This window comes from Pseudomonas sp. Sample_20, from assembly GCF_004307585.1.
Lineage (GTDB): Bacteria > Pseudomonadota > Gammaproteobacteria > Pseudomonadales > Pseudomonadaceae > Aquipseudomonas > Aquipseudomonas atacamensis.
This window is the reverse complement of sequence record NZ_RCOA01000081.1, coordinates 1-21,166: the sequence shown is the minus strand read 5'-3', so window position 1 is coordinate 21,166 and position 21,166 is coordinate 1. Positions and strand designations below refer to the sequence as shown.

23 protein-coding genes are annotated in these 21,166 nt (G+C 58.6%); 9 read left to right on the top strand and 14 right to left on the bottom strand.

All coding sequences use genetic code 11. The features are described from left to right. Positions 1 to 62: 62 nt before the first annotated feature. The 4 genes from D8U70_RS17325 to D8U70_RS17310 all read right to left on the bottom strand — a co-directional run bounded on the left by D8U70_RS17325 (position 63) and on the right by D8U70_RS17310 (position 2,381). Positions 63 to 503, bottom strand: coding sequence for a DUF3995 domain-containing protein (locus D8U70_RS17325; protein ID WP_071172759.1), 441 nt, complete (start codon positions 501 to 503; stop codon positions 63 to 65). Positions 504 to 595: 92 nt separating this feature from the next. Further along, positions 596 to 1,612, bottom strand: a complete 1,017-nt coding sequence (locus tag D8U70_RS17320; RefSeq protein ID WP_024013250.1) for an ABC transporter substrate-binding protein — start codon at positions 1,610 to 1,612, stop codon at positions 596 to 598. Positions 1,613 to 1,737: 125 nt separating this feature from the next. After that, a complete protein-coding gene (locus D8U70_RS17315; protein WP_016775089.1) occupies positions 1,738 to 1,935 on the bottom strand; it encodes a hypothetical protein in 198 nt (65 codons plus the stop codon). Then, complete coding sequence (locus tag D8U70_RS17310; protein ID WP_024013252.1) at positions 1,932 to 2,381, bottom strand: hypothetical protein; 450 nt, start codon at positions 2,379 to 2,381, stop codon at positions 1,932 to 1,934. Before D8U70_RS17310 ends, D8U70_RS17315 begins: the two co-directional genes overlap by 4 nt. Before the next feature lie 479 nt (positions 2,382 to 2,860). Here D8U70_RS17310 and D8U70_RS17305 point away from each other — a divergent pair, with 479 nt between their 5' ends. Together D8U70_RS17305 and D8U70_RS17300 are read left to right on the top strand one after the other, a co-directional pair. Next, the gene (locus D8U70_RS17305; protein WP_241089655.1) at positions 2,861 to 3,073 is read left to right on the top strand and encodes a hypothetical protein; all 213 of its coding nucleotides are present in this window, start codon (positions 2,861 to 2,863) and stop codon (positions 3,071 to 3,073) included. Positions 3,074 to 3,123: 50 nt separating this feature from the next. After that, a complete protein-coding gene (locus tag D8U70_RS17300; RefSeq protein ID WP_041480818.1) occupies positions 3,124 to 3,363 on the top strand; it encodes a DUF2789 family protein in 240 nt (79 codons plus the stop codon). A 6-nt stretch (positions 3,364 to 3,369) separates the two neighbouring features. On the opposite strand, the gene D8U70_RS17295 is transcribed toward D8U70_RS17300, so the two are convergent. From D8U70_RS17295 to D8U70_RS17285, 3 genes are all read right to left on the bottom strand, one after another. Next, on the bottom strand, positions 3,370 to 3,573 hold the full coding sequence (locus tag D8U70_RS17295; RefSeq protein ID WP_016775093.1) for a hypothetical protein: 204 nt from the start codon (positions 3,571 to 3,573) through the stop codon (positions 3,370 to 3,372). Between the two features lie 109 nt (positions 3,574 to 3,682). Beyond that, on the bottom strand, positions 3,683 to 5,287 hold the full coding sequence (locus D8U70_RS17290) for a methyl-accepting chemotaxis protein (RefSeq protein WP_130929384.1): 1,605 nt from the start codon (positions 5,285 to 5,287) through the stop codon (positions 3,683 to 3,685). A gap of 229 nt (positions 5,288 to 5,516) precedes the next feature. Beyond that, the gene (locus D8U70_RS17285) at positions 5,517 to 5,921 is read right to left on the bottom strand and encodes a TraR/DksA family transcriptional regulator (RefSeq protein ID WP_016775095.1); all 405 of its coding nucleotides are present in this window, start codon (positions 5,919 to 5,921) and stop codon (positions 5,517 to 5,519) included. Positions 5,922 to 6,326: 405 nt separating this feature from the next. Between D8U70_RS17285 and D8U70_RS17280 the strand changes: the two genes are divergently transcribed. The 3 genes from D8U70_RS17280 (at position 6,327) to D8U70_RS17270 (ending at position 9,008) form a co-directional block, all read left to right on the top strand. Further along, a complete protein-coding gene (locus tag D8U70_RS17280; protein WP_110645608.1) occupies positions 6,327 to 7,235 on the top strand; it encodes a MurR/RpiR family transcriptional regulator in 909 nt (302 codons plus the stop codon). A 61-nt stretch (positions 7,236 to 7,296) separates the two neighbouring features. Then, positions 7,297 to 7,902 carry a glutathione S-transferase gene (locus D8U70_RS17275; protein ID WP_122747741.1) on the top strand — a complete coding sequence of 202 codons (606 nt, stop codon included), beginning with the start codon at positions 7,297 to 7,299 and terminating at the stop codon, positions 7,900 to 7,902. A gap of 2 nt (positions 7,903 to 7,904) precedes the next feature. Continuing rightward, positions 7,905 to 9,008, top strand: coding sequence for a DNA alkylation repair protein (locus D8U70_RS17270; RefSeq protein WP_130929383.1), 1,104 nt, complete (start codon positions 7,905 to 7,907; stop codon positions 9,006 to 9,008). Between the two features lie 108 nt (positions 9,009 to 9,116). On the opposite strand, the gene D8U70_RS17265 is transcribed toward D8U70_RS17270, so the two are convergent. The 6 genes from D8U70_RS17265 to D8U70_RS17240 all read right to left on the bottom strand — a co-directional run bounded on the left by D8U70_RS17265 (position 9,117) and on the right by D8U70_RS17240 (position 14,094). After that, the gene (locus tag D8U70_RS17265; RefSeq protein WP_073471173.1) at positions 9,117 to 9,770 is read right to left on the bottom strand and encodes a DUF2931 family protein; all 654 of its coding nucleotides are present in this window, start codon (positions 9,768 to 9,770) and stop codon (positions 9,117 to 9,119) included. Continuing rightward, positions 9,770 to 11,311, bottom strand: a complete 1,542-nt coding sequence (locus D8U70_RS17260; protein WP_130929382.1) for a DUF2235 domain-containing protein — start codon at positions 11,309 to 11,311, stop codon at positions 9,770 to 9,772. Before D8U70_RS17260 ends, D8U70_RS17265 begins: the two co-directional genes overlap by 1 nt. 148 nt (positions 11,312 to 11,459) lie before the next feature. After that, positions 11,460 to 12,158, bottom strand: a complete 699-nt coding sequence (gene arsH / locus D8U70_RS17255; protein ID WP_125918553.1) for an arsenical resistance protein ArsH — start codon at positions 12,156 to 12,158, stop codon at positions 11,460 to 11,462. Between the two features lie 9 nt (positions 12,159 to 12,167). Next, on the bottom strand, positions 12,168 to 12,638 hold the full coding sequence (locus D8U70_RS17250; RefSeq protein ID WP_073471176.1) for an arsenate reductase ArsC: 471 nt from the start codon (positions 12,636 to 12,638) through the stop codon (positions 12,168 to 12,170). 27 nt (positions 12,639 to 12,665) lie between these two features. After that, complete coding sequence (locus D8U70_RS17245; protein WP_122703937.1) at positions 12,666 to 13,013, bottom strand: metalloregulator ArsR/SmtB family transcription factor; 348 nt, start codon at positions 13,011 to 13,013, stop codon at positions 12,666 to 12,668. Between the two features lie 196 nt (positions 13,014 to 13,209). Then, positions 13,210 to 14,094 (bottom strand): LysR family transcriptional regulator, encoded by an 885-nt coding sequence (locus D8U70_RS17240; RefSeq protein ID WP_041480826.1) that lies wholly within the window; start codon positions 14,092 to 14,094, stop codon positions 13,210 to 13,212. 133 nt (positions 14,095 to 14,227) lie between these two features. Between D8U70_RS17240 and D8U70_RS17235 the strand changes: the two genes are divergently transcribed. Both D8U70_RS17235 and D8U70_RS17230 read left to right on the top strand, forming a co-directional pair. Beyond that, entirely contained in the window at positions 14,228 to 15,889 is a 1,662-nt protein-coding gene (locus D8U70_RS17235; protein WP_130929381.1) for a GMC family oxidoreductase N-terminal domain-containing protein, read from the top strand. Between the two features lie 132 nt (positions 15,890 to 16,021). After that, on the top strand, positions 16,022 to 17,644 hold the full coding sequence (locus tag D8U70_RS17230) for an MFS transporter (protein WP_024013261.1): 1,623 nt from the start codon (positions 16,022 to 16,024) through the stop codon (positions 17,642 to 17,644). Positions 17,645 to 17,696: 52 nt separating this feature from the next. Here D8U70_RS17230 and D8U70_RS17225 read toward each other — a convergent pair whose 3' ends face one another. Continuing rightward, positions 17,697 to 18,059 (bottom strand): DUF427 domain-containing protein, encoded by a 363-nt coding sequence (locus D8U70_RS17225; RefSeq protein ID WP_130929380.1) that lies wholly within the window; start codon positions 18,057 to 18,059, stop codon positions 17,697 to 17,699. A gap of 192 nt (positions 18,060 to 18,251) precedes the next feature. Here D8U70_RS17225 and D8U70_RS17220 point away from each other — a divergent pair, with 192 nt between their 5' ends. Both D8U70_RS17220 and D8U70_RS17215 read left to right on the top strand, forming a co-directional pair. Then, on the top strand, positions 18,252 to 20,195 hold the full coding sequence (locus D8U70_RS17220; RefSeq protein WP_130929379.1) for a DNA topoisomerase III: 1,944 nt from the start codon (positions 18,252 to 18,254) through the stop codon (positions 20,193 to 20,195). 542 nt (positions 20,196 to 20,737) lie between these two features. Continuing rightward, positions 20,738 to 21,067 (top strand): hypothetical protein, encoded by a 330-nt coding sequence (locus tag D8U70_RS17215; protein WP_041480831.1) that lies wholly within the window; start codon positions 20,738 to 20,740, stop codon positions 21,065 to 21,067. Positions 21,068 to 21,166: the final 99 nt, after the last annotated feature.

Sequence of the window (21,166 nt, the reverse complement as noted above, 5' to 3'; positions counted from 1 at the left end):
CCTTGTGGGAGCGAGCCTGCTTGCGAAGAGGCCAGTCGGGTCGTCGCCAATTCCGGATCAGCTCAAACCCAGGCCACTGCCAACAACCCTGCCCCCAACAGCGCACACAACGGCGAATACACCCAGGTATCCAGCCGCGCAAATCGCGAATCCTTCACTTCCTTGAAGAACCCGACCAGATTCGAATCACCGATCGCCCGAGCAAACATCAGCAACGCGATCGCGCTGATCACCCATTGCAGTGCCTTGTGCTGCACCGCCGGCACGCCCCAACCGACCCGCATACAAACCAGCGCCGCAATTATCAGCAGCGCAGCGGCGACTGCCAGCGTCAGCCAGCCTGAGGGCTTGAAGGCCGGGCGTACCGTGGCGACGAAGCCCGACACCGGCACCTGCGGCACCACCACCGCAGCCGCCCATTGCCCACCCAACGCCCAATACACATGCATCAGGCCGATTGCCGCGAACACAGTCACCAGCCATTGAGCCAACACAAAGGTCATGGTTGAAATCCTTCAAAGGGATTTGAACAAACCATCGTAGTCGGATTTTTTGGCCGTGCACGACCGGTCGGCGGTGCACTGCGTTGACCGCGTTATTTCAGATCAGCCGTCACCTTGTCGGCCACATCCTTGGGCAGCCACGCCTGCCACACATCCGGATGCGTCTTCATGAACGCGACCGCCGCCTCACGAGGCGCGGTGTGCTTGTCACTCATATCCGCCAATGCCTTGTTCAGCGGCTCGATGGGAAAATCGACCTTGCTGAAGAATTCGGCAATTTGCGGGTTCTGCTTTTGAAACGGCGTAGACACGCCAATCGACAGTTTCGATGCCAGCGAGCGGGTTGGTTTCGGATTGGGATTATCGGCGTCGGTCAGCGTCTTCCACGCCTCGGCATCGAACGGCGGCTCTTCCAGCTGCACCAGTTTGAATTTGCCAAGCAGCGGCGTCGGCGACCAGTAATAGAACAACACCGGTTTGCCGCGACGAATCGAAGAGCTGATCTCGGCATCCAGCGCAGCGCCGGAACCGCTGCGGAAGTTGGTGTAGTCGTCCTGCAAGCCATACGCCGTGAGCTTCTGCTTGTTGACCACTTCCGAGGTCCAGCCGATCGGGCTGTTGAGGAAACGCCCCTTGCCCGGGCTTTCCGGGTCTTTGAACACGTCCTTGTATTTCTTCAGATCAGTGACACTGCGCAGATCCGGCGCCAGCGGCTTGATGCCTTTGGCCGGATCGCCCTTGATCACGTACTCCGGCACCCACCAGCCTTCAGTGGCGCCTTTTACCGTATCGCCCAGGCCGACCACCTTGCCCTCGGCTTCGGCCTTGACCCAGACCGGACTGCGTCCGGCCCACTCCTCGCCAATCACCTGAATGTCGTTGTTCGCCAGCGCGGTCTCAAGGGTAATCGTGGTACCCGGCAAGGTATCGGTCGGCAAGCCGTAGCCTTTCTCGACGATCACCCGCAGCACCTCGGTGATCAGGCTGCCGCTTTCCCAGTTCAGGTCAGCAAAGTGGATCGGCGCCTGTGCCGCCTGCAGCGATTGCGCTGACGTCAGCAAACCAAAGGTGGCCACGCTGGCGGCCAGTAACCGTCGAAATCCGTTCATGCATCACACCTCGTGCTGTTCACAGCAATGGCAGTTGGCCTGACAGAAACGCAAGCCTCTGAATGACTCAGTCAACTGACTTTAGCCGAGGTTCCTGCTTTTTCCGGGGTCTACCGTGCGCGAGGTTACGTTTCAGACTTTTCCTGCAGGCTTTGCAGCTCACGTCTGACCATGCTGGCGTATGCCGCCGGTTGCAATGCGTAGAGCTGCGACGCCACCCAACTCAGCCAGGCACCTTGCAGTTCGGCCTTGCGGGCGAACAGGCGCTGAGCGTCTTCGCGTGCGCTGTCGAGATTTTGCGAATGGAAGTGCGCGCGGCTCACTCGCTGGCCTTGAAGGAAATCAGTTCACCTTTTCGCCATTTGGCAGCCTTGGCGGTTACAGCTTTCAAGGTTTTGGTCAGGCCTTCCTGCAATTGTTCATTGGCGGCGAACACCGTGACGACGCTATGACCTTCCTTGAACAGAATCGCGTGACCGTCGGCCGTACTGACAAATGCGTAGTCGCCCAAGCCGTAAACCGTGAGTTTGATGTCGCGAAAACGAATGTCCATCTTGCCGCCTTCACGGCTGGGCAACACTGACGCGATGAAATGGTCGCCAACCTTGAGTTTGAGCCCCGGTTTGTCATCGACTACCAATGCACTTTCGGTATCGATTTCGGCGATGTAAATGCCTTCGGCGTTTTGCTCGGTGATGTAAACAAAACGTGATTGGAATTGCTTGACCAGCTTTGCACGCAAATCACCCAGCACGAACAAAGCATGCATATCGAGGTTACTGACTGCCAAAGAAACATCCCCACATTTGAAAAACCGTGCAGCGGAAAACACGCACGGCAAAAAACGGCAATGCCGATGAAAACTGCAAAATCACTCAAAAACCCGAAGCGAGCGAAGCGCTCTTGATCGCGAGGTTCGTAGACTACTGGATTGTCATTAGTGAAACCCGCTCTGAAGTCGGCAAACCTTGAAGGAAAAAGCCTCAAGTGTGACTGGAGCAAGATCTGACTACGAACTACAGGGAAATTTCTCACGAAAAAAAGCACTTTTCCGACATATCGCTGGCGAAAAATTGCTTTAGATAAGCCCGGTCGTCAACAGGTACTGGCGATTCTAGAGCAGCGATGCTCCTTACGACTACCCGCAACGGCCGTTAAATCCCGGCCGACTGATGAAAAGGACTTCATATGTGCACTTTGACTCATTTTGCCACGTCGGCCGACGCGCGAATCAACACACCTCTGACGATGAAGGTTGCCGACCTCGACAACCCTCCGACATCTTCTAACAATCATCGCCCCCCGCACTTTCAAGTGGTGCCGGCGGGTATTGCGTTCTTTCACATCAAGGAGATATCCACGGGACGTGTCAGAGGTTTCCGCGGCAATCACAACGAAGCCTGCGCCCTCGCCCGCTCGCTTGAATCAAAAATCGAACTCCGCGCCAGCGCCTGCCTCTGATAAGGGGAGTGAACGAACAAGCCGCACCGGCACCGACCCAGGAGTAGATGATGGAACTGCCAACCGAGCTTAACCTGACCACCCTTTTCGAACAGCTGGGCCTGCCCTCGGATGAGGCGTCGATCAATGACTTTGTCGAAGCCCATCCGCTGGACTCTGATACCAAACTCATCGAGGCCGATTTCTGGTCGGCTCAACAGGCGCAACTACTAAAAGAGTGGCTGCGTGCGGACGGCGAAGAAGCGGTAATTGTCGATGAGCTGAACGTGCGCCTGCATCGCGGTAAATAAGGGCGATCAGTGCAGGCTGTCGCCGGGCTCGATGTTCAGTTGTTCGAGCCAGGCAGCCTTGCACTCCTCCGCTTCATCGCGACTGGCGAAGGCTGTGCCGCGTCGCTCACCGTTGAGCAAAACTACCCAGCAAACACTGCGCCCCATCGCGCGTAAGCCGGCCGGAACACCGCTGCCGATCATCACTGCCACGTCTACCCTGCACTGCATGTGCCCTCCGAAATAATTAGCTACCTAACTAAGTCGTCAGATTAATGCTTTCCGTCGAGAGGAAAAAGCAACCGCCGTGTACAGATTCATTGCGTCACCGGTAATAATCTCAGCGCGGATTCTCAGGTTTATAGCCCAGACGCAACCCGCCCCAGTGTCGGCCCTTGATCATGATCGGCACCGATAAATCATGCATCAGCTCACCCGTATCGCGCGTGTAAGTCTGCAACAGCACCGGTTGCTGATGGCTGCCGCAGCGGATACCGGTGCGATCAGTGAATTTGCGTTTGGTGCGGTTGTTCACCGTGTCGACCTGCACATCGCCGGTCAATGGCTGGCTGAATGCCTGGTTGTGCGTCGGTACATAACCCTGCTGCGTGCAGGCAATCGCAAAAACCAGCCCTTCATGACGCGCCAATAAAGGTTCTTGAATCGCCGGCAAGACCTGATCGGTGTATCGATCAAAGCGGGTTTGAAATTTGGCTGGTTCGGTGTCAGGAATCAGCTGGTAGCTGCGATCGAACAGGTCATCCAGGCTGATCCGCCCCTGTTCAACATCCGCTTCGAAACGCGCGGCAATCTGGCTCGCACCTTCACGGGCCAAGTCATAAATGCGCTGGTGATAGTCATCCAGGCCGACCTCGGCCAAGCGCTCGCTGATAGTTTCCGCCTGCCCTTCCATCTGCACAGCGGCCTCGGCGAGGCGGCGGGTCTGCTGATCGCTGATCGCCAGATCACTACGCATTTGCTCAATCGCGCTGAACAATGCATCAAGCTGCTCGCGATTGGTTTGCGCGCCACGGGCGATCTCGCTGACCTGGGTTTCCACTCCGGCGGCAAGTCGCGCGATGTTCTCCAGATGCTGACCGGTGTGCTCGACCTGTTCGACGCCGGTGTGCAGATCGCTCGACAACTCGCGAATCTGCGCCACCACTTGCGCGGTGCGTTGCTGAATGTCAGCGACCATCTCACCGACCTCACCCGTGGCCGCCGCCGTACGCGCGGCCAGTCCGCGCACCTCGTCGGCGACCACAGCGAAACCGCGACCATGCTCACCGGCCCGGGCTGCTTCAATCGCAGCGTTCAACGCCAACAAGTTGGTCTGGCTGGCAATCGACTGGATCACCAGCGTCACCCGCTGAATGTCGTCGCTGCGCACACTCAGGGCCTCGATCAATTCGCGACTGGCATTGGCGCGCTGACTGAGTTGCTGCATGCGCGAAATCGAGTCGAGCAGTTCGCTGCGCCCCGCCGCGCTGCTGTGATGCGCTTGGCTGGCGGCGTCCAGCGCGTCGCGACTGAGCTGTGAAGTCGCCTGCTCGGTGGCGATCATCACCTCGGCGTTGCTGACGATCTGCGCCGCCGCGTCGAGTTGCGATTCGAGTTTGTTCGCCAGCGCCTTGACCGAGAACGCCACGCCGGCGGCTGACAGTGCGTTGTGACTGGTGGTGTAGGAAAGATCGCGGGTCAGTGCGGACAATGCGCTCGCACTATCGACCGGGACAGCAACAGGAGCGCTGCGCGAACGCAGGCGCGGCAGCCAGACAATCAGTATCGCCAGCGGCATGCCGAGGTAGAGCGACCACTCGGCCATAGCCATGCCGGCCAGCAACAGCATCAGGGCGATGCTTTGCAGGGTCGGCGCGATCCAGCGGTTTTTCGGCAAAAGCACTGGTGCAGGCAGCGCCGCAACCAGAGATCCATCTCTCGTCATCTTGATCACCCCACGTTTGTTCTCATTGTTGTGACTGCATTAAACGCCACTACAACGCCATTATCCATGGTCCGTTAGTCGTGGGGTCTGTGGCAGATCAATGGAACGACGGGGGAGATAGCGCAGACGAGCAAAAACAAAGATCGCAGCCTCCCGCAACTCCATGTAGAAGCTGCCGAAGGCTGCGATCTTTTCAAGGCGCCCCCTATTAAAGGGTCACCTCACAGAATCAGGCCTGACGCTGGTGCTTGTCGATCTGCTCGTGACGCTCTTGAGCTTCGATGCAGTATTTGGTGGTCGGGCTGATCAGCAGGCGCTTCAGGCCAATCGCCTCGCCGCTGTCGTCGCACCAGCCAAAGCTGTCGTCCTTGATGCGCTCAAGAGCTTGTTCCAATTGCGGCAGCATGCGCTGGTCGCGATCGATCGCGTTGACCAGCCAAGTGCGCTCTTCTTCAACCGAAGCCGCGTCCGCCGGGTCAGCCGGGGTATCCAGGCTTTCGATGGCGATACGATTTTGCTCAATGCGCTCGTGGGTTTCGACTTTCATGTTCTGCAACAGCTCAGTGAAGAAAGCGTGTTGCTCTGCATTCATGTAGTCATCTGCCGGCATAGCCAGCAACTTGTCCTTTGTCATTGATATCTCTATAAAAAAACGTGCATTAAGGCGAATAAGGGAGCGTTTCGGCGAACCGTGTCGGCCGTCGAAAAGGCATCGTTTTATTGCAAACGCCACCCGGCACTCAATTTACGAGGGGCGGCAGTCTAAGGCCCGATCAAGACCTCAGCAACTGTAAATACAGGGAATTTGTCCGACAGGACCTGGAAACCGCTCTGACACAGGCTTCACACGGCCATCGGAGTGCGTTTATACCAAGAAATTCACTCCAGCGGCTGTATATAGAAGACAAACGGCTAACCATCCCGCCAGCGACAGCCGAGATTATTCTCGCAAGGTGCATCGTTTCAGCCCGGCAGAGCATACGCAGCCCTTCTATTATCAGGCCCACCGCGTGCTCAACTCGCCTGAAGGATGCTGCCCATGCCCCGCCCCGCTCTGCCGGCCAAAGACGAAATTTCCTTCGCCAGCCCGCCGGTCAACGCCGAGCGCCTGCTGCAAATGATCAGCGAAGAGTATGACGCCCTGCCGCGCCAGCTCAAACGCGTGGCCAGCTACATCAGCCAGCAGAGCGAGCGAATCATGGTCGACCGCATCAGCGACATCGCCCGCGAGTGCGAAGTGCATCCGTCAGCCATTGTGCGGTTCTCGCAACGTTTCGGGTTCAGCGGCTTCAGCGAGATGCAGGCGCTGTTCCGCCAGGCCTGGACGCACAAAACCACACCAGCGCAAAACTATCAGCAACGCATCCGTAGCCTGATCGCCAACAACTCGCAGACCGCCAACAGCGGCGACCTGGCCCGCGAGTGCATCGACGCAACGCTCTCGGGCATCGAACGCTTGGGCCGCGAACTGGACGAGGTGGCGTTCGATACAGCCGTCGATCTCATCGTCAATGCCGACGACATCTATGTGGTCGGAGTCCGCCGCTCGTTCGCCGTCGCCGATTATCTGGTTTACAACTTGCAACATACGCAGAAACGCATTCATCTGGTTTCCGGCATCGGCGGCAGCTATCGCGAGCAAATGCGCAGCGTGCGCGCCAACGATCTGGTCATCGCCATCAGTTTTGTACCCTACGCGAAGGAAACCCAACACTGCCTGCGCTTCGCCCGGCAGCAAGACGCCAATGCCCTGATCATCACCGACAGCCCTCTTTCGCCACTGGCGAAACTTGCCAATAGCGTGTTGCTGGTCAATGAAGGCAGTGCGCTGGCCTTTCGTTCGCTCAGTGCAACGCTGTGTTTGTGCCAGGCGCTGTTTGTGGCAGTGGCGTATCGGCTGGGCTTGAACGTCGATGAAATTCACGAGCAGGCTGGATTCGACGACTGACAATTGCCTCTTGCTCGGCTAGGTTATGCGTTCCCACCGGTTCGACTTGAAGGAACGCGTCATGAAACTGATCGGCATGCTCGACTCCCCTTACGTGCGCCGCGTAGCAATCTCCGCCAAATGCCTGGGGATCGACCTCGAACACGAGTCGGTCTCGGTGTTCCGCCACTTCGAACGATTCCAGCAGATCAACCCGGTGGTCAAAGCGCCCACGCTGATCCTCGACGACGGCGTGGTCCTGATGGACTCGACCCTCATCCTCGACTACCTCGAAGCCAGTTCCGGCAAGAGCCTGCTGCCCAGCGATCTCAAACAACGCGCCCACGCCCTGCGTCTGATCGGCCTCAGCCTCGCCGCTTGCGAAAAAGCCGTGCAGCTGTATTACGAACGCAACTTGCGCCCGGCCGACATTCAGTATCAACCTTGGGTTGAACGCGTTGAAGGCCAACTCGCCGCCGCGTTTACCGCCCTGGAAAAAGAACTTGAGCACAGTGACTTGCCGGTCGACGGCTCCCTCGCCCAGACCGGCATAAGCCTCGCGGTTGCCTGGAGCTTCACCAACCTCGTCGTGCCCGATCAGGTCGACGCAACACGCTTTCCGCGTATCGCCGAATACACCGCCTACGCAGAAGGCACCGACGCGTTCATCAGCACACCGATGACCTGACCATGAGCACCACCGACACCGCCGCCCCGGCGTTAAAGGAAATCTTCAACGCCGAGCGCTTGCAGCACATCGCTGACGAAATGAGCGCGGTGTACCCGGCATTCAAGGCCAAGGCGTTTCTCAAACACGCCCAGGACGGACTCGCTGAATTATCAGTGATGCAACGCATGGCCCGCGTCGCCGAAAGCCTGCACGCCGTGTTGCCGCTGGACTACGAAGATTCCCTCGAAGTGCTGTTCGAACTCGCGCCGCGTCTGAACAGCGGTTTCGTCAGCATGTGCCTGCCGCACTACGTCGCGAGCTATGGCGGGCACGCCTTCGATACCTCCATGGATGCCCTGAAATACTTCACCACTTTCGGCTCCTCCGAATTCGCCATCCGTTACTTTCTGCGCAGCGACCTCGAGCGCTCGCTGGAACGAATGCATGACTGGACCCGCGAAGAAAACCATCACGTCCGCCGACTAGCCAGCGAAGGCAGCCGCCCTCGCCTGCCGTGGTCCTTTCGGTTGGAAGCGGTGCAAGCTGATCCGCTGCTGGCCGCCGGGATACTGGATCGGTTGAAGGCGGATGAGAGCTTGTACGTGCGCAAGTCCGTGGCGAATCATTTGAATGATGTGACGAAAGTGCATCAGGAGTGGGTGCTGGACACGATTGAAGGTTGGTCGCTGGATAACAAGCACACCGCCTGGATTGCCAAGCATGCGCTGCGCAGCTTGATCAAACAGGGCAACGTGCGCGCGCTGACGGTGATTGGCGCAGGGGCGAAGGCTGAGGTTGAGTTGTTGGATGTGCGGGTCGAGCCGGCGGTGGTGAGGTTGGGGGAAGCGATTACTTTGTCGTTTACGGTGAAGTCCATGGTGGCGCACGAGCAAAGGCTGGTGATTGATTATGCGATTGAGTATGTGAAGGCGAATGGCGGGGTTTCGAGGAAGGTTTTCAAGTTGAAGACTCTGGGATTAGCGGGTTTCGGGACTGAGGTGGTGCGACGGAATCAAGTCATCAAGGATTTTACGACGCGCAAGCATTTTGCCGGGCGACATGGGGTGCAGGTGATGGTTAATGGGGAGGTGTTGGGGAGTGCGGCGTTTGAGGTTTTGATTTGAGGCGTGAGTTGTTTATTCACCAAAACAGCCGGTAGCGGATCAGTGCACTGGCAGCCGTGCATCGATATTGAGCGCGGCGGCACAGTGGACGACTAACGGCTTCAGCGCTTACCAACTTCCGTATGGAATGCCGAATTTCTCGATATAGCGCTTGGACTTTTCGCTGACGGGATAGGCGTAGCGTCCTTGGTTCTTACCTTGGCTAGGTCCTAGCGGTTCGATCTCCGCCTGTGCTCTCGCGACTTTTACAGGATGGTGGCATGAGTCTCTGACCCAAACCTGCACAACGCCGCCAGGCGCCAGGCCCAGATAGACCGATGAAATATAGGTACTTCGCCGCTCTGGTGTTTTCGCGCAGCGCTGCGCGACCGAAGTCCGCATCATTTGCCTGGCTTCTTCGGGTATATCTACCCAAGCCCGATAAGTTTGAGGCTCTACGATGGACTGCCAGCGAACAAAAATTCTTTTTGGGAGATCAGCGCCGACCACGGCTTTTGCGGACGCGCCCACTCCGTCCCAACCACGGGCCGATTCGGTGCCGTCTTCAGGTTGCCCGCCCGATGCCGATCCACCACCGGTACGCAGAAATGTTTTTCCCTTTATATCTTCCACAGCAGTGTCTTCAACCCAGACCTTCATGTAGTTGGGTTCGGTGAAACCGAGTTCCCACCAAGGGGATTTAGGGTCGTTTTTTGCTGACAGCGGGTCGGCATTACAACCAGCCACAAAAAGCGTACACAGCAGTACTGTAAATAACTTCATTACCAAAGCGTCCAGTCCGGTACGTGTGGGTGCTTTACTCGGATTGCATCTTCCGTGGGGGCGTTGATGTAAACAGCTCTGATGCCACTCCCATTTCTCCTGCCAAGCGGATGGTTCCAGTTGGCGGACGTGTGAATGTACTTGAGTTTGAGTATTTGCTCCTCCTCTGGCGTGGTGCTGTAGTCGCCGGAGACAAAACGATCACACATGGGCTTGAGTTCTTCAGGAACGGCGAAGTCTGGCGTCTCGGGAATGTCTTCGAAGAGAACGCCTTTGGCTCTGGCGAGTTGATGCATCACGCGCAGGCTCACTCTCGACAGTAATCCACTCACCGGACGCTTGAGTTGGACGGCCGCATAGACTCGCTTGACTCGAGGACTAAGTCGATCCTGAGGGCTGACCGGTAGCAGTAATGGCGGTGGCGTAACGATTTCGAGATTTTCGAGCGGCCAACCCTTGGCTAGCCACTGATTTCTCACATTGATCGCATCCTGGTAGATCGATGTGGTAGCGACGTCAGTATACGTACCGACCTCTAGCGTCTGCATTGGGCTAACGAGAACACACTCTTCAGCGTCCTCAAGGTAACCTCCACCCACATCGGAATGCACACCCGGCAAGACGATTTCCGGATGATCCATCGCTACTCGATTGAGAGCAAAGTTAGCCCTGCATTCATCCCGCGCAGCCAACTGCACAACGTCGGTGAAATAACGTCGGTCGAGATAGAGTTTGACCCCCGTTGCGACGGCGCTTTTTATGTTGCCCAGATTGGACCATCCAGCAATCGACGGTACCGTGTCGAACAGCCCAATGAAGCCCACGTTGATGTCGCTGTGATACTGATCAACAAAGGTCGAACTGAGGGCATCGGACATACTGCGGAGAATGTCGCCTAAAGGCCCTTGTTTGCCACGCACTATCTCGTTGGCGAAATGTCTGGCGGCTGCGGCACCGCGACTGAAGCCAAACGTGTCGAAAGTCAACGAAGCAATTTCACTACCGGGATTTTTTTCCAATACTTCAGTGATACGCTGCTCGATCACCGCGAAACAGGATTGGACTCGCCCTGCAACGCCGGTTTCACCACGTCCTGTACCGGCGCCGAATTTACTGTCTTCTTCACCTGAACGGGTACCTATACCTTCGACGTAGACCATACCGAAAGCTCTCTTTCGTGGCCCTTCTCCCTCAGCGAGTCGTGTTGCTCCATACAGTTCGCTCAGCTTCTTCACATTGCTGACATCGTTACCATAACTACTATCCGGATCACCCATATAAGGCTGGCAACTGGCGGGAATATCTTCAGGCGCAATCGGATGCTGAGCGCCACACAACAACCCCGCAGCAGAGTTGTTCGCATTGTTGCCCGTGCCATCAAAGAACACCCCGATCCTCAACGCAATCCCGATTTTCTCAGGCTCGCGCGCGGGCTGTTTCCCATGCTTCTCATACTCCGCCCAATGCTGGGCGTGTATGTCAACGGGTTTGGCTTCTTCGTAGCGATAGTTTTTCGGCGGGTTTGGAACGTAGCCACTCAATCCTTGATTCCTTCTGATCCTTGAAGAACGGCCAGAAGGGTGAGAGCCGGGAGGGAGCGGTGCAAGCCGTGGCGGTGTGCCAGCCATGGAGCGTCAGTGCGAGCAGGCTCACTCCCAAAAAGGAATGAGCCTGGCTGGGGATGACGGGTCAGATCGACCGCTGATTCACCCGCGCCATCAACTGTTCAGCACTTTCCTTGCGCTCGGAATAGCGGTCCACCAGGTGCGCCTGCTGCCCACGCAGCAGCACGGTGAACTTCACCAGTTCTTCCATCACATCCACCACACGGTCGTAGAACGGCGAAGGTTTCATCCGCCCGGCCTCGTCGAACTCCATATAGGCCTTCGGCACCGAGGATTGGTTGGGGATGGTGAACATGCGCATCCAGCGGCCGAGGACGCGTAGTTGGTTGACCACGTTGAACGACTGCGAGCCGCCGCAGACTTGCATCACCGCCAGGGTTTTGCCTTGGGTCGGGCGCACAGCGCCGAGTTCCAGCGGGATCCAGTCGATCTGCGCTTTGAACACGGCGGACATCGCGCCGTGGCGTTCCGGCGAGCACCAGACCTGGCCTTCCGACCACAACACCAGATCGCGCAATTCCTGCACCTTGGGATGGTCGACCGGGACGTCGTCGGGCAATGGCAAACCGGATGGGTTGAAGATCCGCGTTTCGGCGCCGAAGTGTTCGAGCAGGCGCGCGGCCTCCTCGACCAGCAAGCGGCTGAACGAGCGCTCGCGGGTCGAGCCGTAGAGCAAGAGGATGCGCGGTTTGTGTTCGCCGACATTCGATGGCTTAACAGCGTCGATCAGGCTTGCGTCGAGGTTGGGCAAATGATTTGTCATGAAGCCTCCTTACAGCGTGCCGATGCGGTCGAGTTCGGCTTTCAGTTGCTCGCGACTGAGCGAGTGAAACGGCAGATCGAGGAAGGCTTGGCAGCGTTCACCGATGCGCATCAGAGTGGCTTGGAATGCCGCGTCGATTGCCGCTTCGTCGCCCTGCACTTCGGACGGATCTTCCAGTCCCCAGTGCGTTTTCAGTGCCGGACCGAAATACACCGGACAGGTTTCGCCGGCGGCTTTGTCGCAGACAGTGATGACGATATCCGGCGGGTTGTTTGCGAAGGCATCGTTGCCTTTGCTGTGCAACCCGTCGATGGCGATGCCGTGCTTTTGCAACGTCGACAGGCTGCGCGGCAGAACCTGGCCTTTGGGAAAACTGCCGGCACTCACCGCTTGGAAACCAGCGGGAGCCAGGTGGTTGAACATGGCTTCGGAAAGAATGCTGCGGCAGCTATTGGCCGTGCACATGAACAGGACTCGCATTGATGCGCTCCGTAGATAGTGGAAGATTCAGCAGCAGGCGCGTTCGCGCACGGGACGGCCATCCATGTTTTGCAGGCGCGCGGCGTTGTCCTTGAGCCAATCGGCATTGGCCTTGGATGTCAGCTGAAGGATTTCGCCAATCCATGCCGGCAGTTCCGGATTGAGGCGGTAATACACCCACTGGCCCTGACGGCGGTCGAGCAGCAAACCATTACCGCGCAGTTGCGCGAGGTGGCGGCTGATTTTCGGCTGGCTGTCGTCGAGCGCACACATCAACTCGCAAACGCAGAGTTCACCTTGCTCGGCGATGAGCAGGATGGCGCGGACGCGGGTTTCATCGGCGAGGCTTTTGAAGACTTCGGTGGGGGTGATCATGGTGATCGGCTCGCCATATGCGGGAAATCGAATATACGGATATCCATATATTTATCAACCCGCGAAAGCAGCCACGGTGAATAAACGTGTGGGAGCGAGCCTGCTCGCGAAGGCGGTGTGTCCGTCAGCATCGATGTTGTTGAAAGATTGCCTTCGCGAGCAGGCTCGCTCCCACAGGGGGACGGGGTGCATCAGGCTAACCGCGCAACAGGCCCTGCTCGGCCTCACACAATCCCACCACATAATCCCAGACCACCCGCAACCGCACGGATTTGTGCAGCTCCCGGCGGGTGCTGATCCAGTAGCTGCGCTCGATGCTTTCATCCGGCAACAGCGCCACCAGATCCGGGTCGGACGCGGCCATGTAACACGGCAGCACGGCGATGCCCAACCCCGAGCGCGCCGCTTCCTGTTGGGCGATGACGCTGGTGCTGTGAAACACCACGCGCGGGCTGCGGCAGAAGCTGTTGAGGAACATCAGTTCCTGACTGAACAGCAGGTCGTCAACGTAACCGATCCACGCATGCCGGCCCAGGTCTTCACGACTGTGCAGCGGCGGTGCCTTGTCGAGGTAGGTCTGGCTGGCGTACAGCGCGAGTCGATAGTCAGTGAGCTTGCGCGTGACCAGCATGTCGGCGGATGGCCGTTCGAGGTGGATGCTGATCTCCGCTTCGCGGTTGAGGATGCTGACGAAGCGCGGCACGGCGACCAGTTCCACTTCCAGCCCCGGATAACGCTCGAACAAGCCAATCATGCGACTGGCGAGAAACTTGATGCCAAGGCCTTCGGTGACGCCGACACGGATCTTGCCCAGCGGCGCGGTGGACTGGGTGATTTCTTCCTGCGCCAGCAGCGCGACGTTTTCCATCGCTTCGGCGTGCTTGAGCAAGGCCTCTCCCGCCGGGGTCATTTCATAGCCTTGGGCGTGCTGGACGAACAGCGCCGTGCCGAGGCTTTTCTCGATCGATTCAATATGCCGCGCCACTGTCGCATGGGTGGTGTTGAGCCGGCGCGCGGCGGTGAGCAGGCGGCCGCTGCGTTGCAGCTCGAGAAAAAAGCGCAGGTCGTTCCAGTCGAACATGGCGGGTCCTTGTCGGCTATCGTCGTTGTACGCTGTTTGAAAACGCACAGCGGCTGCGCAAAAACTAACATTCTTTTAACGAAAGCTAACAACTAGAGTGTCCGACAATAAAAACAAAAAGCGAGGTCAGGGCATGCACACGTCCCTGGATGAATTCGACTACATCGTGGTCGGCGCCGGCCCCGCCGGTTGCTTGCTGGCCAACCGGCTTTCTGCGGATCCACAGCAACGGGTGTTGCTGCTCGAAGCCGGCGGACGCGACAACTACGCCTGGATTCATATTCCTGTGGGTTACCTGTTCTGCATCGGTAATCCGCGCACCGACTGGTGCTTCAAAACCGAACAACAACCGGGCCTCAATGGCCGCGCGCTGAGTTATCCGCGCGGCAAGGTGCTGGGCGGCTGTTCGTCGATCAACGGCATGATCTACATGCGCGGCCAGGCCGGCGACTATGACGGCTGGGCGGCAGCGGGCAATCCGGGCTGGGCCTGGAAAGACGTGCTGCCGCTGTTCAAACAGAGCGAAAATCACTTTGCCGGCGGCGCTGAATTTCATGGTGATCAGGGTGAATGGCGAGTCGAACAGCAGCGCCTGTCGTGGCCGATTCTGGATGCCTTTCGCAGCGCTGCCGAGCAAAGCGGCATCGCCAGCATCAATGACTTCAACCAGGGCGACAACGAGGGCTGCGGCTACTTTCAGGTCAACCAGAAAGCCGGGGTGCGCTGGAACGCGGCCAAGGCCTTTTTGAAACCGCTGCGAGGCCGGGCGAACCTGACCGTGCTGACCGGCGTCGAGGTTGATCGTGTGTTGCTGGAGGACGGCCGCGCGGCGAAAGTCAGCGCGCAGCATGAAGGCCAGACCAGACAGTTCAAGGCGCGCAAGGAGATTGTCTTGTGCGCCGGCTCGGTCGGCTCGCCGAGCATTCTGCAGCGCTCCGGGATCGGTCCGCGGCCGCTGCTCGAACGCTTAGGGATAGGCGTGATTCATGAGCTGCCGGGGGTCGGCGGCAACCTGCAGGATCACCTGCAACTGCGCCTGATCTACAAGCTGGAAAACGCCCGCACCCTGAACCAGATCGCCGGCAGCGTGTGGGGCAAGATGGGCATGGGCCTGCGTTATCTGTACGACCGCAGCGGGCCGCTGTCGATGGCGCCGAGTCAGTTGGGTGCATTCGCCCGCTCCGGACCTGAGCAAACCTCGGCGAACCTGCAATATCACGTGCAACCGCTGTCGCTGGAGCGCTTTGGCGAGCCGTTGCACAGCTTCCCGGCGTTCACGGCCTCGGTGTGCGACCTGCGCCCGCAGAGCCGTGGGCGCATCGACATTCGCTCCGCCGATCCGCAAGCGGCGCCGCTGATCCAGCCCAATTACCTCAGCCATCCAGAGGATCTGCGCGTCGCCGCCGATGCAATTCGCCTGACCCGGCGCATCGTCAGCGCCCCTGCCCTGCAAGCGTTCAAACCGGTGGAATACCTGCCCGGCGACAGCTTGCAAAGCGAAGAACAATTGCATGAAGCGGCGGCGAAAATCGGCACGACGATTTTCCATCCGGTCGGCACCTGCCGCATGGGCAACGACGGTGACGCAGTGGTCGATGCGCAATTGCGCGTGCATGGCGTACCGGGTCTGCGCGTCGCCGATGCGTCGATCATGCCAAGAATTACCTCGGGTAATACCTGTTCGCCTACGCTGATGATTGCCGAGAAGGCGGCACAACTGATTTTGTCCAGATCTGCAGATATTTCCCCTGTGGGAGCGAGCCTGCTCGCGGATGCGGTAGCTCACTCAGCCTAGGAGTTGACTGGCAAAAAGCTTTCGCGAGCAGGCGCGCTCCCACAGCAATCATCACCAGACTCAGGCATCGCGCATTACCGGACACGCAACACCAGTGGAACAACAAAAACAATCACTGTGAGGGATACCGATATGTCAGAACACGTTCAGCCGCTGGACGCTGCGGGCAGCGCCGAGACCAGCAACGCCACGCAGAAAGTCATCTTCGCCTCGTCACTCGGGACGGTGTTCGAGTGGTATGACTTCTTCCTCTACGGCGCCCTCGCGGCGGTGATCAGCAAGCAGTTTTTCGCCGGGGTCAACGACACCACGGCATTCATCTTCGCGCTGATGGCATTCGCCGCCGGCTTCATCGTTCGGCCGTTCGGTGCGCTGGTATTCGGCCGTCTGGGTGACATGATCGGACGCAAATACACCTTTCTGGCGACGATCATTCTGATGGGCGTGGCGACGTTCTGCGTCGGCCTGCTGCCGACCTACGCCAGCATCGGCATCGCCGCGCCGATCATTCTGGTGGTGCTGCGCATGCTTCAGGGCCTGGCGCTCGGTGGCGAATACGGTGGTGCGGCGACCTACGTGGCCGAGCACGCGCCCATCGGCAAACGCGGCTTCCACACCAGTTGGATTCAATCCACCGCGACCCTCGGCTTGCTGCTCTCTCTGCTGGTAGTGCTCGGTTGCCGCTACTTCACCGGCGACCAGTTTGAAGTCTGGGGCTGGCGCATTCCGTTCCTGCTGTCGATCGTGCTGCTGGGTATTTCCACCTGGATTCGCCTGAGCCTGCACGAGTCGCCGGCCTATCTGAAAATGAAGGAAGAAGGCAAAACCTCGAAGGCGCCGATCCGCGAATCCTTCGGCAAATGGGAAAACCTCAAAGTCGTGCTGATCGCGCTGTTCAGCATCAACGCCGGGCAAGCGGTGACCTTTTACGCCGCGCAGTTCTACGTGCTGTTCTTCCTCACCCAGTTCCTGAAAATGGACCCGGCGGTGGCCAACAGTCTGCTGATCATCAGCGTGGTGATCGGCGCGCCGTTCTTCATCTTTTTCGGCTGGCTCTCGGACAAGGTCGGACGCAAACCCGTGCTGATGCTCGGCCTGCTGCTGGCGACCGCACTGTACTTCCCGATCTTCAAGTCCTTGGCCCACTACGCCAATCCGGCGATCGATCAGGCCAGCCGTCAGGCGCCGATCACTGTCCTCGCCGACCCCGCCACTTGCACCTTCCAGTTCGATCCGGTGGGCAAGGCTAAATTCGACAGCCCCTGCGACAAGGTCAAGACCTTCCTGGTCAAACAAGGCCTGCCCTACTCCAGCGTCGCAGCACCTGCGGGCAGCGCCGTGCAAGTGAGTGTCGGCGACGTGAAGCTGGATGGTTTCGATGAGGCGGCACTGCGCGGCGCGATCACCCTCGCCGGCTACCCGCAACAAGCCGATATGCAGCAGATCAACAAACCGATGATCGTCGCCCTGATCGTCGCGCTGATCATCATCTCGGCCATGTGCTACGGCCCGCTGGCGGCGTTGATGGTCGAACTGTTCCCGACGCGCATTCGCTACACCTCGATGTCGCTGCCCTATCACATCGGCAACGGCTGGTTTGGCGGCTTCCTGCCCACCGTGTCATTTGCGCTGGTGGTGTACACCGGGGATATTTTCTATGGGCTGTGGTATCCGGTACTGATCACCGGGGTGAGCCTGGTGGTGGGGATGATCTGTCTGCGTGAGACGAAGAATATCGATCTCGACAAGAACTGAAAAACCCGCTGACACCATGGCGAGGGAAGCGATTCTCTCGCCATTTTTTTGCTCAGGCGTCCGCCTTGATCACTTCGAATGTCACCTGGTCCGGATAAAAGGCCACGTAGTCGCGGATCGGTACGACGGAGACCTTCGGGTTTTCGTACGTCCACACCGCGTTGGCACCCTCATGTCCGGGCACTTGCAGGCTGAAATAGTTGGCGTCGCCCTTGTACGGGCAATAGCTGGTGTGGTCGGTGCGGGCGAAGTATTTTTCGTCGATGTCTTCGCGCGGGATGTAGTACACCGGCGGATAGTTGGCTTCGTTGAGGATCAGCGCGTGGGAGGACGCGGCGACCTGGATGCCGTGGAACTTCACCAGCAGGCAGCCGCTGAGTTGTTCAACGCTGATCACGGGGCTGGGGCTTTTCATGGGGTTCTCCTGAAGACGGCGAAGAGACCGGTTCAGGTATAGCTGATGGGATCGGGTCTGGTTGAGATTGCAGCCGAACGGCGAAAATCTTTGGCAATCGTTTTATCTGTATATCCATACAGATAAAAGTTGCTCGCGCCGCAGACTCCAGCCATCCTGTGCGCTCCCACAAACCAACCAGCGATGGTAGCTATGCGGCTGTACCTCTGTGAAAAACCTTCCCAGGCCAAAGACATTGCGGCCGTGCTCGGCGCCAGGCGTCGCGGCGACGGCTGCTGGTTGGGGACGGACGTTACAGTGACCTGGTGCATCGGCCATTTGCTCGAAACCGCGCCGCCGGACGCCTACGACGCGCGCTACAAGCGCTGGGTGCTGGCTGATCTGCCGATCATTCCCGACAAATGGAAAATGACCGTCAAGCCGCGCACCGCCAGCCAGTACAAAGCGGTGAAGCGTCTGCTTGGCGAGGCCAGCGAACTGATCATCGCCACCGACGCCGACCGTGAGGGCGAGATGATCGCCCGGGAACTGGTCGAGCACTGCCGCTATCGCGGGCCGATCCGCCGTTTGTGGCTGTCGGCACTCGACGAAGCGTCGATCCGCAAGGCACTGGGCGCGCTGAAGCCCGGAGCCGAAACCTTCAGCCTGTATCACTCGGCGTTGGGTCGTTCACGGGCGGACTGGCTGATCGGCATGAACATGAGTCGACTGTTCACCTTACTGGGCCGGCAGTCGGGTTATCAGGGCGTGCTGCCTGTGGGCCGAGTGCAGACGCCCACCCTGCGACTGGTGGTCGACCGCGACCGCAGCATCGCCGATTTCGTCCCCGTACCGTTCTGGGCAATCGACGTGGATTTGCTGCACAACGGCACGACGTTTACCGCACAGTGGCGCGCACCATCAGACGTTTGTGATGATCAGGATCGCTGCCTGAATCAGGCGTTGGCGCAGCAAGCGGCAGCGGCGATCAGCAGTGCAGACAGCGCACGGGTGATCAAGCTGAAAACCGAGCGCATGCGCGAAGTGGCGCCCCTGCCCTTCGATCTCGGCACCTTGCAGGAAGTCTGCTCGAAAAAACTTGGCCTCGGCGCGCAGGAGACCCTCGACATCGCCCAGGCCCTTTACGAAACCTACAAAGTCATCACCTATCCGCGCAGTGATTGCGGATTTCTGCCGTTGAGTCAACACGGTGAGGCGCCGTCGATCCTCACAGCGTTGCGCCAGGCCGATCCGAGCCTTGAAGCGTTACAGGGTTTTCTCGAACCGCAGCGGCGCTCAAGGGCCTGGAATGACGCCAAGGTCAGCGCTCACCACGGCATCATCCCCACCATCGCCGCGAAGAACCTCGAACGTCTGACCGGCAAGCATCGCGCGGTGTACACGCTGATTCGCGCGCGCTACCTGGCGCAGTTCCTGCCCAATCACGAATATGATCGCACCCAGGCCGATTTCGATTGCAACGGGCAGGCGTTGCGCGCGGTCGGCAAGCAGATCATCGAACCAGGCTGGAAGCGCGCATTGCCCGAAGCACTGGCACCGGCCAAGGGCCGCGAAGCCCCCGCGCCGCAAACCTTGCCGACCCTCAGCCAAGGCGTCGAATGCGCTGTGGCGAAGGTGAATCTCAAGGACCTTTGGACGCAGCCGCCAAAACCCTACACCGAAGGCGATCTGATCAAGGCGATGAAGAACGTCGCCAAACTGGTCGAGGATCCGCTGCTCAAACAGAAACTCAAGGACACCACCGGCATCGGCACGGAAGCTACCCGCGCATCGATCATCCAAGGGCTGCTGGATCGTGGTTATCTGGTCAAGAACGGCAAGGCGCTGGCGGCGACACCTGCGGCGTTCAGCCTGATCGACGCAGTGCCGCGCGCGATCGCCGATCCTGGCACTACGGCGATCTGGGAACAGGCGCTGGACATGGTGCAAAGCGGCGAGATGAGTCTGGAAGAATTCGTCACCAAACAGGCTGCGTGGATGAGCAAGCAGGTCAGCCGCTGCTCAGCCCTCAGCCTGACCATCAGCGGCCCGCCGCCTGCCGGCAAAGCCGCAGCGCCGTGGAAGAAAAAGCGTAAGTCGACGGCCAGCAAAGCCGCCGGTACACGCAAACGCACGGCGCGTCCGACGACTCGCTGAATCCCTTGAGGTTCCCTTCTCTACGTTGCTGAAACGGATCTTTTCTCATTCCAAAACAGCTTTGTCCGACAACATGTAGTGCTTGAAAATAATCACTACAAAACCGTTGACGGCGTCGTTTTGCTTTTGCATGATGAAGACGTTCCCCGATCGGGAACACTGGTAACACGCTTGAGCAAACTCGTCTGACCGCCGAGTTGTTTTTTCCGGATACACGCTGCCCACAAGGCAGATTGAAGAAGCTGACCTGGCCTGAACGTCCAGTACAAGGACGAGAAGCGCTGGCGAAAATTCTCAAGACGCTTGTGGCCGACACTGGATTGTCGTCAAGGAGCCTCCCGGTTTTCGCTGCTTCTCCTCGTTGTGACGCTATTGCGTAGCAGTTATTCAACACGACTACATGCAACAGATGCATGACCCCGTACTTCATATGGGCGAGCGCTGACGTCCTGGTTTCGGTGCCAGGGATCAACTAACCGATGGGCTACCTGTATTAGCGAATCAACTTTGAAAGATCACCAGACTGGTCAAGGGGCATAACAATGAATCTGAACAATCAACCCACTATCGAAGAACTGGCGCGTATGTTCGCGGCGCAGAAAGACAGCCACGACAGCCATATTCTCTGGATCAGCAAGTCGGGCCAGGTACACATCGACTGCCTGTCGCCTCACGCTGGCGAAGAGGAATTCGACCGCAACCACCAGAACCTGCTGGCCCGCCTGAAGATGTACCGCCGCGGCCACGGTTATGTCGGCAAGAAGGCTGCGGCCGACAAGGATTTCATCGGCAGTGTGCTGCAGACGCTGAAACAGGCGTGGGATTCGATGCAGAATCAGAATGAAGTTCGGGTGATTGATCGGTTGTATTGAGTTGTAGGTTATTTAACTAAGGGCCTGCTTCCGATTGGGAGCAGGCCCTTTGTTGTTCTTTTGAGTTATGCGGCGTGAGTGCCCCCGTCGCCCCTCACC